The organism is Demequina aurantiaca (assembly GCF_050598105.1).
Classification (GTDB): Bacteria; Actinomycetota; Actinomycetes; order Actinomycetales; family Demequinaceae; genus Demequina; species Demequina aurantiaca_A.
Genome location: NZ_CP192436.1, coordinates 1,420,989 through 1,434,393, shown reverse-complemented (window position 1 = coordinate 1,434,393; position 13,405 = coordinate 1,420,989). Strand labels below are relative to the sequence as shown.

General features: G+C 66.5%; 13 protein-coding genes. 4 read left to right on the top strand and 9 right to left on the bottom strand.

Features of this window, described 5'->3' with window-relative positions; all coding sequences use genetic code 11:
• Positions 1–139: 139 nt before the first annotated feature.
• A complete protein-coding gene (locus ACQU6B_RS06405; RefSeq protein WP_430866712.1) occupies positions 140–1,633 on the top strand; it encodes a M15 family metallopeptidase in 1,494 nt (497 codons plus the stop codon).
• A 62-nt stretch (positions 1,634–1,695) separates the two neighbouring features.
• Here the strand turns inward: ACQU6B_RS06405 and ACQU6B_RS06400 are convergent, their stop codons facing one another.
• The 5 genes from ACQU6B_RS06400 to ACQU6B_RS06380 form a co-directional block, all read right to left on the bottom strand.
• Positions 1,696–2,493, bottom strand: a complete 798-nt coding sequence (locus tag ACQU6B_RS06400) for a transglutaminase-like domain-containing protein (protein ID WP_430866711.1) — start codon at positions 2,491–2,493, stop codon at positions 1,696–1,698.
• A gap of 45 nt (positions 2,494–2,538) precedes the next feature.
• Entirely contained in the window at positions 2,539–3,123 is a 585-nt protein-coding gene (locus tag ACQU6B_RS06395) for a YdeI/OmpD-associated family protein (RefSeq protein WP_430869205.1), read from the bottom strand.
• Positions 3,124–3,211: 88 nt separating this feature from the next.
• Complete coding sequence (locus tag ACQU6B_RS06390) at positions 3,212–4,924, bottom strand: ABC1 kinase family protein (RefSeq protein WP_430869204.1); 1,713 nt, start codon at positions 4,922–4,924, stop codon at positions 3,212–3,214.
• Between the two features lie 5 nt (positions 4,925–4,929).
• On the bottom strand, positions 4,930–5,472 hold the full coding sequence (locus ACQU6B_RS06385; protein WP_430869203.1) for a PadR family transcriptional regulator: 543 nt from the start codon (positions 5,470–5,472) through the stop codon (positions 4,930–4,932).
• Positions 5,473–5,560: 88 nt separating this feature from the next.
• The gene (locus ACQU6B_RS06380) at positions 5,561–6,157 is read right to left on the bottom strand and encodes a thymidine kinase (protein WP_430869202.1); all 597 of its coding nucleotides are present in this window, start codon (positions 6,155–6,157) and stop codon (positions 5,561–5,563) included.
• Positions 6,158–6,246: 89 nt separating this feature from the next.
• Here ACQU6B_RS06380 and ACQU6B_RS06375 point away from each other — a divergent pair, with 89 nt between their 5' ends.
• The 3 genes from ACQU6B_RS06375 to ACQU6B_RS06365 all read left to right on the top strand — a co-directional run bounded on the left by ACQU6B_RS06375 (position 6,247) and on the right by ACQU6B_RS06365 (position 9,091).
• Positions 6,247–6,921, top strand: coding sequence for an SDR family NAD(P)-dependent oxidoreductase (locus ACQU6B_RS06375; RefSeq protein ID WP_430869201.1), 675 nt, complete (start codon positions 6,247–6,249; stop codon positions 6,919–6,921).
• 134 nt (positions 6,922–7,055) lie between these two features.
• Entirely contained in the window at positions 7,056–7,421 is a 366-nt protein-coding gene (locus tag ACQU6B_RS06370) for an ArsR/SmtB family transcription factor (RefSeq protein WP_430869200.1), read from the top strand.
• Positions 7,418–9,091 carry a SulP family inorganic anion transporter gene (locus ACQU6B_RS06365; protein ID WP_430869199.1) on the top strand — a complete coding sequence of 558 codons (1,674 nt, stop codon included), beginning with the start codon at positions 7,418–7,420 and terminating at the stop codon, positions 9,089–9,091. Before ACQU6B_RS06370 ends, ACQU6B_RS06365 begins: the two co-directional genes overlap by 4 nt.
• 176 nt (positions 9,092–9,267) lie before the next feature.
• On the opposite strand, the gene ACQU6B_RS06360 is transcribed toward ACQU6B_RS06365, so the two are convergent.
• Genes ACQU6B_RS06360 through ACQU6B_RS06345 form a run of 4 tightly spaced genes read right to left on the bottom strand, consistent with a single transcriptional unit; the run spans position 9,268 to position 13,284 of the window.
• Positions 9,268–10,317, bottom strand: coding sequence for an ABC transporter ATP-binding protein (locus tag ACQU6B_RS06360; RefSeq protein WP_430869198.1), 1,050 nt, complete (start codon positions 10,315–10,317; stop codon positions 9,268–9,270).
• Positions 10,314–11,162, bottom strand: coding sequence for an ABC transporter permease (locus ACQU6B_RS06355; protein ID WP_430869197.1), 849 nt, complete (start codon positions 11,160–11,162; stop codon positions 10,314–10,316). Before ACQU6B_RS06355 ends, ACQU6B_RS06360 begins: the two co-directional genes overlap by 4 nt.
• A 20-nt stretch (positions 11,163–11,182) precedes the next feature.
• Positions 11,183–12,022: an ABC transporter permease gene (locus ACQU6B_RS06350; protein ID WP_430869196.1), complete on the bottom strand. Its 840-nt coding sequence runs from the start codon at positions 12,020–12,022 to the stop codon at positions 11,183–11,185.
• Positions 12,019–13,284 carry an ABC transporter substrate-binding protein gene (locus ACQU6B_RS06345; protein WP_430869195.1) on the bottom strand — a complete coding sequence of 422 codons (1,266 nt, stop codon included), beginning with the start codon at positions 13,282–13,284 and terminating at the stop codon, positions 12,019–12,021. Before ACQU6B_RS06345 ends, ACQU6B_RS06350 begins: the two co-directional genes overlap by 4 nt.
• Positions 13,285–13,405 lie beyond the last annotated feature (121 nt).

Below are 13,405 nucleotides of genomic sequence, written 5' to 3'. Positions count from 1 at the left end.
TGGACTATGCGCGCGGTGGCTCTGAGCCGCGTGCCAGCACCGCGGCGACACCCGCGCCGACGAGAGCCGCAACTCACAGTGATTGCGTGGCACAGCCGCGCCTAGTGAGCAGTACCTGCCCCCTACGTTTACGAGAGTTATGAGTCATCCGATCCGCAAGACCACAGTTGTCACCGCCACAGTCGCACTCGCGTGTTTTGGCGCCGGCTACGTCTTCACCGGCGGCGCCTACGCCTTCGAGACCAACCGCGCCGTCGGACAGGCCGTCGCCGCAGCGCGCGACGTCGACGACAAGCGCCAGGAGCTGGAGGCGTCGCTCGCGCGGGCCCAGAGCCTGACCAACGAAGCGGCCCACGTAGCCACTGACGCCCAGGTCCGCACCGCCTCGGAGACCCTGTCCCTCGCCACGACGGACGCCCTCAGCGTGGCCGCAGACCACGACGTGCCCGTCGACGCGATGGCCGTGGACCTCGAGTCCGCGACCCTCATGCGGGGGTCGACCATCCTGCCCCCGAACCCGGCTACAGACTCGGCCAAGCCTGCAGAGACCCCCGACACCGCGCTATCGGGCGTCGTGACGGACGACGAGGTCTCCAAGGTTCTCGACGGCGACGTCAAAGACCTCTCGTCCACGCGAGAGGTGACGGCCAAGTTGACTGAGGTCGGCCTCGCTCTCGATGAGTCGCTCGCGAAGGTCGAAGCGAGCGCGGCGACCGTCAAGGACGCCACCGACACCGCGCACCTGGTCCGCAACGCGAAGACGCTAGACGACGCCGTGGCCCAGGTACCGGCCTCGATAGAATCCGCCGCGGCGCTCCTCGACGCAATCGAGACCAACGTGATGGATTCGACCACCATCAGCAACATTCACTCCGCGACCGCCGCGCTAGAGGGATCGGTCATCAGCGCGGGCGCGGTCGATCGGGCGGACGCGGCGGCGGTGACAGCCGGCTTCGCGGTGATCGCCGACCTGGCGACCGCGCTCGAGCGCTCCATTCAGGCCGCTGGCGCGTCGCACCTGGCATGGGTCGACGCTGAGAACGAGCGACGCGCGGCGCTCAACGACCAGAGCCAGGAAGAGTATGCCGCCGAGCTTCAAAGCGCCCGCGACGCCTACGCCGCGCAGAACCGCGAGTACGTCGCCTCGCGCAGCAACGGCTGGGTCGGCACGCCCACTGAAGTGAGCGGCTCCAACGGGCGCCTCGCGAGTGGAAGCCTGTGCGCCGTGTCGTTCGCACCGGGCCAGTACCTGCAGTGCGACGCGGCCGCGGCGCTCGAACTCGCGGATGCCGAGTACTTTTCTCAGACGGGCGGCCACCTGTCGATGACCGACTCGTACCGCTCCTATGGCCTTCAGGTGACGACGCGGGCGCGCAAGCCCAGCACCGCGGCGGTCCCCGGGACGTCCAACCACGGCTGGGGGATGGCAGTGGATCTAGACGTCGCTTCGGCCGCCTGGCTCACGGCAAATGGAGCCAGCTTTGGCTGGGTCCACCCCGCTTGGGCCCGCCCCGGCGGCTCGAAGCCCGAATTCTGGCACCTCGAGTACGTCGCCCCCGAGGTGGGCGGTTTTGTTGCTCCGGAGGCGCCCGAGGCGCTCCAGGCGGTCGAGACCGCTCTCACCAAGGAGTAACCGCTACTCCCACGCGATTCACTGGGCGCCGTTTCAACCAAGCGTGGTCGAGACTGATTCGGTCACCCGAGTTGGACCGCCGCACGGACGTCGTCGCGCGGTAGCTCGTCCACTACCGCCATGACGGACATGGATTCCAGCGTCAAGGTGCCACTCAGAATGGTCAGGAATGCGGTATCCGCCGCGTCCCGACCCGTCGCGATCCGCACCATCGACTCGCGGGGCGCGAGGGTGGTGGGGTCAACCACCAGCCAGCGTCCGTCGACGTATGCCTCGCACACAGCGTGGAAGTCCATGGGGCTGAGGCCCGGCGCGTAGACAGACGCCAACCTCGCCGGCACATTCTTGGCGCGCAGCATGGCGACGCACAGGTGAGCGAAGTCACGGCACACCCCCTCCCGTGCCAACAACGTCCGCACGGCACCGTCGGTGGGAAGGCTCGACCCGGACACGTACGCGAGGTGCGTTCCCACCCACGAGCCGACGCCCTCGAGCAGTTCCATGCCGTTTTGGGTCGCGAATGTCGCGTTCGCCGTCGCACCTAAGGAGTCCGACTCGCAGTAGCGACTAGGTCGCAGGTAGCGAATGACGTCCGCCTCCTCGACCGGCTCCGGGTTCGCACGGCCCGGCAGGCTTGCGGAGTAGCGGACCTTGACGGCGCCCGGGCCAGTGGTGACCCGGTGCAGCCGGGTCCCGTGACGGTCCTGGAGTTCCGCTACGGGTAGCGAGGCGCCGTCGAGTTCGACCACTAGCTCCTCGGTGCCGCCCAAGGCGGCTACGTCCGCGCAGGCGATGGATAGCACCAGGTCGCTGGTCGATGTCACGTCCAGGGTCAGGACCGAACTCACGTCGCGTTTCATGACCTCATCGTCCCACGGCACCGACGGGACTGCGGCGCTCCCCCGCTATTCGCTTGACCGGGCATGGCCCTCGGAGAGCCGCAGCAGAGCCTTCGCGATGCGCCGGTCGCGGGTCGCCTCGTTCGGGGCGGTGACCAGGGGGTGAATGACCGCGAAACGCTCGCTCTTGGAAAGAGCGTCAAAAGCGGACTCCGCAACCGGGGACGACTCAAGCGCGGCGAGAAGCTCGGCGGGGGGCTGTATGGTCGCGGGCCCCGCGTACGCCCGCTCCCAGCGACCGTCGCCCTTGGCACGATCAATCTCGGACCGACCCAATTCACGCATGCGGCCCTGCTCGGCGAGGTCCGCCACCAGCCCCACATTGCGTTGCGACCACAGGGAGGCCTTGCGGCGGGGCGTGAAGCGCTGCAGAAAGGTGGTGGCGTCTCGACTGCGCCGTTGCCCGTCAATCCAGCCGCTGCACAGTGCCTCCTCCAGCGCCTGGTCGTAGCGCAGGGATGTCGGCCGTTCCGTGCCCTTCTTGGCGAGCACCAGCCACACCCCATCCGACGTCGCCTCGTTGTCGTCGAGCCATGCGCGCCACGCCGCGGCGTCCGCGACCACGTGCGCGTCAGGGATTTCGTTTGCCATCGTCGCTCCTCAAGACCTGTCGCGCATGGGCCAAGCCGCCCCAGCACCGGAAAGTGGATTTTATCGCTCTACGCCAGCCAAACCGGGCTCAGCGGCGACGGTTCCCCGCGAACAGGGTGTGGAACAACGGCACCATGGACCCGATCATCAGCGCGTTGCTGAGCCATCTGTCATCTGAGCGCATGACGGCACCGGAGAAAAGTAGCGCGCCAAAAAGTAACGCCGACATCAGGCGTTTCGCGGCCCCTTCTAGGCGGTCGAGGCGCGTGTCGAGCTGGGGTGTCGTGATGGCCAGCTTCCCGTCCTCCACCCGGTCGAGGATGCCGTCGAGGCGCTTGGGAAGCCGCCACGCAACGCTCGCGATCTCCATGGCGTCCTTCGCGAGGTCCTGCACCACGTTGCCGCTCTCGTCCTTCAGCAACTGGGTCGCAAACGGCTCGACAGAGTCCCACAGGTTGTAGGCGGGATTAAGGGCGCTGCACACTCCCGACGTAAGCGACATCGCGCGGCCCACCAGAAGGAAGTCCCCTGGCAGTTGAATCGGCATGGTGCGCACCACGTCGTTGAGCTGCACCGCGAACTCCCGGAACTCGCGCGGATCGACCTCGCGCAACTCGGCGAAGCCCATGCCGCCGAATCTCGCGAACAGCTTTGTCAACACGCGCTCGAGGTCGGCGGTATCGGCCGAGGGCAACAGCACCCCCATCGCGCGGGCCGCCTCAACGAGCCCCTTGCCGTCGCGTGTCGCGGCGGCGATCAGGAGCTTGCGTAGGTTGGTGCGGGTGCTCGACGATATCTCGCCCATCATTCCGAAGTCGATGAAGGTAAGTTTCCACGGCCGCTTATCCCCTGCATCGGCGATGGGGGTGACGAAGATGTTGCCAGGGTGCGGATCGGCGTGGAAGAAGGCGTGATTGAAGAGTTGGTCGTACATGACCTCGGCAAAGACGGGTGCCACGTCCTTGGGGTCGATGCCCGCAGCGCGCAGGGCCACGACGTCGGTGATCTTGATCGCTGTGACGTCCTCGAGGACCAACACCCTTCGCGTGGAGCGCTCCCAGGCGATGGCGGGTGCCGCCACGCGTTCGTCCCCCGCGAAGTTCTCCGAGAATCGTCCCGCGCTAGCCGCCTCGTGAAGGTAGTTGATCTCCTCGAGGCTGGTCGCCGCGAACTCCTCGATGAGGCCGGGCATGTCGACGCGCCTGTACACCGCACGCACACGGTCGAGCCACTTGCCCACCTTGCGCAATGCGGCCAGGTCGACGGCCACGATCTCGTCGATGCCGGGGCGCTGGACCTTGACGATCACCCTGCTAAAACCTGTGTCTGCGGCGTCCCCCGGACCGAGCAGAGCGCGGTGGGCCTGTCCCAGCGACGCGGCAGCTACGGGTGTCTCGTCGATTGACACAAATACTTGCTCGAGCGAAGCGCCAAGTTCCGCCTCGGCGAGGGCGCGGATCTGGTCGAAAGGCACCGCCGGGACCTCGTCCTGGAGCCCCTCGAGTTCCGCGGTGATCTGGGGCGGCAACACGTCGAGCCTCGACGACATGTACTGCCCGACCTTGATCATCAGGCCGCCGAGATCCACTGCGAGCGCATGAAAGCGTCGCGCCACCTTCTGCATCCGCTTGTCGCGGGTGCGTTCGGAAAGGCGGCCGAGCCCGATGCCGGGCAGCAGTATCTCGTACCACCAGATCGTCGCCATATTCCAGCTGGCAAACCTCATGATGCGCCGGTACCGGGCGCGGGAGCTTCCCGCGCCCGGAACTGAGACTGGCTGAGCCCGACGAGTTGAGGTCACCCGGGTCAGTCCTGAGCGAGAATGGCGTAAATGCGGCGGCGAGAATCCTCGAGCACCGCGATGGCTTCCTTGACCTGCGCGGGCGTGCCGGTGCGGCCCACCTGAGCGGCGGCCTGCGCCAGTTCGACGCCCGCCTTGGGCAGACCGGTGAAGCCTGGCTCCGCGTTGGTGGCGCTCGCCCAGGGTGCAGACTCCCCGGAACCGGCGACTTCTTCGATGCCCGCGTTGGTCAGCGTGTAGGTCTTGCGTCCGTTGGACTCCTCGGAGGTGATCAAGCCCTCGTCGGCCAGGAGCTGGAGCGTCGGGTAGACAGAGCCGGCACTCGGCTTCCAGTTTCCGTCGGTACGCTCCTCGATCTCACGAATGATCTGATAACCGTGCATTGGCGACTCGGAAAGCAGCGCCAGTACCGCAGCGCGGACGTCTCCCCTGCCCATGCGCGTGCCCACGCGCTTCTCGAAGGTGGCGCGCAACTGATCCATCGCCTGCCACACTCCCTCGGCGCCCTTGCTGGTGTCGAACCCCGTTGTCTTGAATGAACTGCCCATGATGACCTCCTAGTTGTATCGTGAACGATACTCAACGATATATCGTTCACGCGCCGAGCGATAGCCCCAATTTAGGAGGCAATTTGGGTCACGCGCCCGCGCTCCGCACGTCCCCGACCTTGTCGAGGTAGCACCGACCGCAGAGCGACTCATAGGCGGTCTCCTGACCATCGATCGCCACCTGAACGCCTCGGGACACGAATTCGCCGTCAATAACCCGGCCGTTGAAAATCGCCTTGGACCCGCATCGGCAGATTGTCTTGAGTTCCTCGATTGAATGAGAAATCTCAAGCAGGCGCAGGGAACCCGGGAATGAGTGGGTCATGAAGTCCCCGCGCAGCCCGTAGCAAAGCACGGGCACGCCGTGGCGCACCGCGATCACGAAAGCCTCGTCGACCTGCGCCGGCGTCATGAACTGAGCCTCGTCGATGAAGATCGCGTTGATGCCGGCCAGCGGGCTATGACGCTCCAATGCCTCGATCAGGGAGTCCTCGGCGCCTAGCACCACGTCAACCGGGCGCTCGACGCCGATGCGTGAAGAGACGGACTCGCCCGCCTTGGTGTCGATGCCGGGCTTGACGATCACCGCGTGCTGATCGCGCTCCTCGTAGTTATACGCCGCCGTCAGCAACAGTGCGGTCTTGGACGAGTTCATCGCGCCGTAGCGGAAGTAGAGCTTTGCCATGGGCAAACTCTAGCGGAGCAGTTTCAAAGTCCGCCCTCGGGTGGGCACACTAGGGGTAGCAGCAACCACGCACCTCTAGGGAGTTCACCATGCCAACCATCGCCATCATCGGAGCCGGGCCCGGACTGGGCGCCGCCGTCGCACGACGATTTGGCCGGGAGGGCTTCGCGGTCGCCCTCGTGTCCCGCGATCAGGCGAAGCTTGACCAGTTAGCCGCGACCCTCGAAGGTGAAGGCGTCACCGCGCGCGGCTACGCGGCGGACATCCTGGATCCGTCGGCGCTCGAGTCGGCGCTCGCTGACGCAGCGGCCGAGTTGGGTCCCATCTCCGCACTTCAGTACAGCCCGCTTCCCACCCGCACCTTCCTCAAGCCGGTCTTGGACCTCACCCCAGAGCTCGCGCTTGAGGCGCTGCGGTTCTCCGCACTGGGGCTCATCCACGCGGTCCGTGCCGTCCTTCCGCCCATGCGCGTCTCTGGCGAGGGCACCATCATCCTGATCAACGGTGGGACCGCGTTGAAGTCCCGGTCCGACTTTGCCGGCACCTCCGTAGCCTTCCCCGCGGAGACCGCCTACGGCGAGATGCTTCACGACGCACTAGCCGACGAGGGAATCGGAGTGGTCCAATTGGTCATCCCCGGCGCGATCCCCAAACTCCAGCTTGAGAACGGGATCGACGACGTGGCCGAGCGCATCTGGTCCCTCCATGTCTCGCACGGCGAGTTCCGCTCCATGATGATCCCCCTGGAGGACGGTCGCGAGTAGAGCCGAACCAGACGGGCCACCCCCCGGGGCCGCCACCTCCGTGCCCGGTGATGTGGTTCCCCCCGACGGCTATATGATGGATTCATCAAGTCGTGAATCCGCGATGATGAAATTGGTTGGGCAAGGAGCAGTACATGGCATTTGGAGAGGGCGAACGGCCCCTGTACGAGATCAAGGCGAATCTATTCAAGGGTCTTGCCCACCCGTACCGCATCCGGGTGCTCGAGATCCTCGCCGGGGTCGAGGAGGCACCGGTCTCTGAGTTGATTGCCGAGACCGGCCTCGAGGCGTCCCACCTTTCCCAGCACCTCTCCGTGCTGCGCAGGTACGGGCTGGTGGTGTCCGATCGACGAGCCAGCGTGGTCTACTACCGCTTGGCCTTCCCCCAGGTCGCCGATCTCCTGCAGGTCGCGCGCCAGCTGCTGGCGGAATTGGTGCGGTCCTCGCAAGAGCGCGGGGCCTCGGTCGATGCGTTGCCAACTATTTCTGCCGCGTCATGAGCGCGAACTCGCGTTCATTCACCTCCCTTCTCCCCTCGCTGCAGGATTATCGCGAGTTGAAGCGAAGCTGGCGCACTGACCTGATCGCCGGCGTGACTGTCGGAATCGTCGCGCTGCCGCTCGCCCTGGCCTTTGGGGTGAGCTCAGGGGCTGGCGCGGAGGCAGGCCTGATCACGGCGATCGTCGCCGGCATAGTGGCTGGCATCTTTGGCGGCTCGAACGTGCAGGTCTCCGGCCCGACGGGCGCGATGGTCGTGGTGCTCGGCCCGATCGTCGTCACCCACGGTGTCGGCTCGGTCGTGGTCGTCAGCATCATGGCGGGCATCATCGTGGTCGTCGCCGGAATGTTGCGCCTAGGTCGCACTGTCAGCTACATCCCGTGGCCCGTGATCGAGGGCTTCACCGTCGGCATCGGCATCATCATCTTCCTCCAACAGGTGCCCGCCGCCGTGGGCGTGACCGCCGCCGGCCACAGCACTAACGCCGCGGTTGCCGCCGTGCAGTCGGTCATGGACGCCTCCTGGCCGGCCGCGTTGCTGCCGCTGGCTGCCGTCGCGGTGGTGGCTATAGTGATGCTGCTGCTGGGCAGAGTGGGCGGTCGCCTTCCCGCGTCGTTCATCGCGATCGTGGTGGTGACACTCGCCACCTCCGTCTTCAGCCTTCCCCTCAACATGATCGGCGCGCTGCCAAGCTCGCTGCCGCTGCCCGCCCTTCCCTCGCTTGACCCAGGCACGATGCTGTCCCTCTTGGGCCCCGCCTTCGCCGTAGCCGCACTGGCCTCGATCGAGTCGCTACTGTCGGCGCGCGTCGCCGCGTCGATGGAGGACACCGGCCCCTACAACGCCGACCGCGAACTCGTGGGGCAGGGGCTCGCTTCCGTTGCGTCCGGCTTCTTTGGCGGTATGCCGGCGACCGGCGCCATCGCCCGTACCGCTGTCAACGTTCGCTCGGGGGCGCGCACTAGGGTCTCAGCGGTAGTGCATTCGCTCGCGCTGCTCTCGGTGGTCTACCTGGCCACGAACATCGTCTCCGGCATCCCGCTCGCCGCGCTGGCGGGAGTGCTCATGGTGACCGCGGCCCGCATGGTCTCCCCCACCATCATCAAGCAGGTGATGCGAGCGTCCCGCTCCGACGCGGTGGTCTTTGTGGTGACGGCCATCATCACCGTGAGCTTCGACCTGATCATCGCAGTCGGCATCGGCATCGCCGCGGCCGCCTTCTTCGCGCTGCGCGCGCTCAGCAAGGCCAGCGGGGTTCACCGCGAGGAGCTGCCCGGCTCCCCCGTACTAGGAGACGCGCAAATAGCCCTGTTCCGCATCGACGGCTCGCTCTTCTTTGGAGCCGCCGAGCGCATTCTGGACCGCATCAGCGAGCACGAGGGCATCGAGGTGGTGATCCTGCGGCTATCGCAATTGCAGCTCATCGACGCCACCGGCGCCCACACGCTCACGGAGCTGGTCCAGGCGCTCGAGCGGCGCGGGATTACGGTGTTGATCAAGGGCATCAAGCCCGAGCACCTGACGCTGCTCAAGCGTCTGGGCGTCATCGAGGCGTTGCGGCACCCCAATCACCTTTTCGACGACCTTGCGCCAGCCGTCGAGCACGCGCGGTCGCACGTCAACGAGGAAGTCACCGTTGAGGCCACTCCGGGGGTCAACCCGGAGCGGTAGGTCCGCACCATGTGAGGTGAGCGGTCGGTGAGCGCTTCTGGCGCGGTGTGAACTATGTCGCAGCGCGCGACGACCGTGCACATGCCGCCGCCTCCACTCACACTAGTTTTGCCGTCCTCGCCCACCAGCATGGGCCTGAAGTGGAGATGGAAGTTGTCGCGCAGGTACGCCACGGGTCATGCTGGAACTACCGAAAGGATCGCCCTGGGGAGGGTTACCGTCACCGCGTCCCCCACCTGGACGTTGAGGGTGCCGGGCACCTCCACGAGAAGTTGTGCTTCTCCGATGCGGATAGTTGCGCGCCACCGCAGCCCCGTGCGAGATGTCGCCAAGACGGTTCCCGGCAGTTCCTCATCACTGGTCGCGGGTGCGTGGCCCAGGGCAAGGCCCGCGGACTCGTGGCGGAACACGAGCACACCCGCGCCCTCCGGCGTGGAGTCCTCAACAGCCACCGGGCCCATCTGAGAGTAGTGAATCCCATCACTCACTACTCCGCTAATGAAGTTCTCCCCTCCCATCAAGCGCGCCACGTCGACCGATGCCGGCCGGTGATACACCCGATGCACGGTGTCGTGCTGGAGTAGCTGCCCGTCCTCGAGCACGGCGATCCGGTCTGCCACCGCCGTCGCCTCATCGCGATCGTGGGTCACCAGCAGCACGGTCGGCGACAACTCGCGTTGGATCCGAACCAACAACTCGTGCATTTCCTGACGCAACGCTGCGTCCAGCGCGCTGAACGGCTCATCGAGCAACAGGATCGCGGGTTGGGCCGCCAGCGCACGTGCGATCGCTACGCGCTGTTCCTGGCCGCCTGAGAGCGATCCCACGCCGCGGCCACCGAGGTCGGCAAGTTGCACCATCTCTAGGTAGGGCATCGCACGCTCGCGAGCACGCTGACGAGACACTCCCGCCGCACGGTCGGCGAACGCCACGTTGTCGATCACTGACAGGTGCGGGAACAGCAACGGGCGTTGGAACACGAGCCCCACGTTGCGCTTCTCGGGGAGCACGTCCGTGAGATCCCTGCCGTTGAGCAGGACGCGTCCGCCACTGGGGTCCTCGAGTCCCGCGATGATCCGCAGGATGGTGCTCTTGCCGGAGCCGCTCGGCCCGAGCAGCGCGGTCGACGTCCCCGTGAGCACGTCGAGGTTGACGCCCGTCAGAGCGTGCGGCTGAGAACCAACGAACTGTTTGGATATCTGGCGCAGTGAGATCGCTGAGGTCATGTTGTCCGCCGCCTTCCTGTACGTGCCAGCAAGACCACCAGAATCAGCGGTGGGATTGTGGCAATGAGTGATAACAGAGCTACTACCGAATCGTTGCCGATTCCGGACGCCAGCGACGCGGTGATCATCGGCAACGTGACGAACTGCCCGCCGCCGACGATCAGCGTGACGACGTAGTCGCTCCAGCCGACCAGGAAGGCGAGGAAGGCGGCCCTGGCTAGGGCCGGCGCGATCAGCGGCAGGTGCACGCGCAGCAACACCTGCCTGCGGGAGGCGCCCAGCGCTCGCGCAGCCTCCTCGAAGCCGATGTCGTGCGCGGCATACGCGGTTCGCAGGACGAACGTCGTGTACGGCACCGCTACCGCGACCAGCACCAGCACCACCCCCAGGAAGGCCGGCGCGTGGGCGCGCAGCAGGAGCACGTTGGTGCCCATGACCAAGGCGAAGGGAGGAATCGCGATGGGAGCAAACAGCAACACGGTGAGGGTCTTAGGGAACGGTGCCCATCCCGCGACGAGCGCTCGCGCGGCGAGCGCGCCTATCGCCGTCGCGATGACCGCCACCACGAGTCCCAACGTGAGGGAGCTGCCGAACGCGGACAGTCCCCCGGAGGCAAGCGCGGTGCGCACACCCTCGAGCCCAAAGCTCGTGGGCGCGATCGCGGGGTACGACCAGCGGTCGGCAAAAGCCCACATCGCGAGCGGCAAGAGCGGAAGCGCGAACCAGGCAACCAAAAGTGTCGAAAACAGGACCCTGCCAACGGCACCCGCCGGCACCGATGCGGTCAGGGGCCTGCCCGGATCGCCAGGAAGCCTCCGTCCGGCTCGACGCGGGGGTGCGATCACTAACTCATGGGTGGAAAGCGTCACCGCCACACCGCCGTCCGGCGTACCGCGAATGAGGCCGCGGCGACCACGACTAGCGAGATCGCTACGGTCAGCACGGCGACCGCGGCCGACTCCGCCCGCGCTGCGAGGCTCACGTCGTTAAACAGGCGTATCGCCATGACCGCGAGCGGCTCGGGGTGGGTGCGACCCAGCAACCAGGCGACCTCGTACGACCCCAAGGTATAGATGAACACTATGGTCGCGGAGATGATGAGAGACGGCGTCGCGAGCGGCAGGAACACCATCCTCAGACGGGTGAAGCGGCTCGCGCCGAGCATGGCGGCCGGTTCGTCGAACTGCGCCACCCGCGTCAGGAGCGTGCCCGCCACCACTAACGCCACGAAGGCCGACTCCTTCCACGCGTACTCGGCCACCACCGCTATCCACCACGGCCCGCCCACCAACGCGGGCCACGCATCGGCGTCGATTCCCAGCAGTCGCGGCAACACGCCCGAGTCCGCCAGCAGCAAGCCGATCGTCGCGGCGCCGATCAGGTGCGGCACGCTCACCGTGAGGGCCCCGAGGGCGGCCAACAGTCTGCCAAATTTCCCGCCCGACAGGACCACTAAGGCTGCGGCGCCTCCGACCAAGACCGCGATCGCGGTCGATGCCGTCGCTATGCCCAGCGACGTAGCAATCGCGCTTGGCGCCTCCTGCGCGACGGCGGCGTAGGCGTCGAGGCTGAGATCGACGCTCCCCACCAGGGGCATGAGTCCGATGCTCTGGAGCACTATCGACCCCAGCCCGCCCACGACCACCAGGAGCAAGGGGGTCATCGCCACCAGGAGCAGCAGTCGCGCGCCCCTGACCCCGGTCACTGGGCCGCGACTTGGGTCCGCCAGCCGTCGTTCACGGCAGGCACCCATTCCGCGGAAAGTTCCGGGTTGGCGTTTCGTGACAGCTCGTCGAACGAGGGCACGACCGTCGACTGCGGGAGATCCGCGAACTGCTGTCGCTGCGCTGGATTGAGCGCGTCGAAGTCGAGCACGGTGAACTGGCCCCAACCGGCGGGGTCTGCCTTGGCCACCTGCTGATCGACTGAGAGCGAAAGGTTCGCCACGACCATGGCGCCCTCGGCGTTCGAGGCGTTGGCGGGGATGGCCAGGAAGCTGGCGTTGCCCAGCGTCCCCTCCCCAAGCGAGAGCACTCGCGTACCAGAGGGATAGACACCGTCCGCCACGAGTTTGGTGAGTGAGGCGGGCCCGTACGTCATGGTCATGTCGACCTGCCCGTCTGCGTACAACTGGTCCAGCTGATCCGAGTCCGCGGGGTAGGTGTCCCCCTCGCGCCACAGGAACGGAGCGACCGCCTGCAACGACTCGTACAGGTCCGGACTCGCCTCGTCGAAGGCCTCCTGCGAGAAGTCAGCGGGCACATTCTGGTGGCCACCCGCCTCGCTGTACAAGACCTGGCGGATGAAGGCCGAGCCCGTAAAGTCGGGCGGCGCCGGGTAGGTGAACCGGCCGGGGTGCGCCTGCGCCCATTCCAGGATGCCCGCCACCGACGTGGGCGGATCCGTCACCACATCGGAGTTGTAGGCGATGCTGAACTGAGCCTTGCTCCATGGGGCTTCACACCCGTTGACCGGGGTCCCAAAGTCGCTATTGAGCAGCGGGTCCGCGGAGGAGACGTTGGCCATGTTCGGCAACTTCTGCGTCCACTCGCACCGCCACGCGCTCGCCTCGCTGCCGGTGCGGAAGTTATCGCCATTGACCCAAACCAAGTCGACGCTGCCGTCGGTGGTGCGACCCGCCTGCAACTCCGTCAGGATCCGGTTGAGGGCGTCCTTGGTGTCGACGATGGGCACCCTGTTGAGGGAAACCCCCTCGTCGGCAGCCGCGGGGGTGAGAACGTCGTCGACGTACGCGTTGGCCTGGTCGTCGCCACCGTACATCCACAGGTTGACGGTCTGACCGTCAGCGTCAGCGACGATGCCGTCCCAGTCCTGTAGCGGGGCGAGGCCCTCCCCCGCTGGCGCGGCGGGTGCCGCGCATCCCGCTAGCACTACGAGTCCGCCTACGGCGATCGTCGCGGTGGCGAGGCCGCGCCACCTTCGGAGTCGGACTGAGAGCTGAGCCATGGGGGTCATTGAGTAGCAATTCTGTGGAGGTTGGGCGGCGAATACAGACAGGCTACGGCCAACTTCATTGCCAGCTCGGTGCCCTAGTTCACACAAGGATGCCGCTCACCGTCTCTATCAT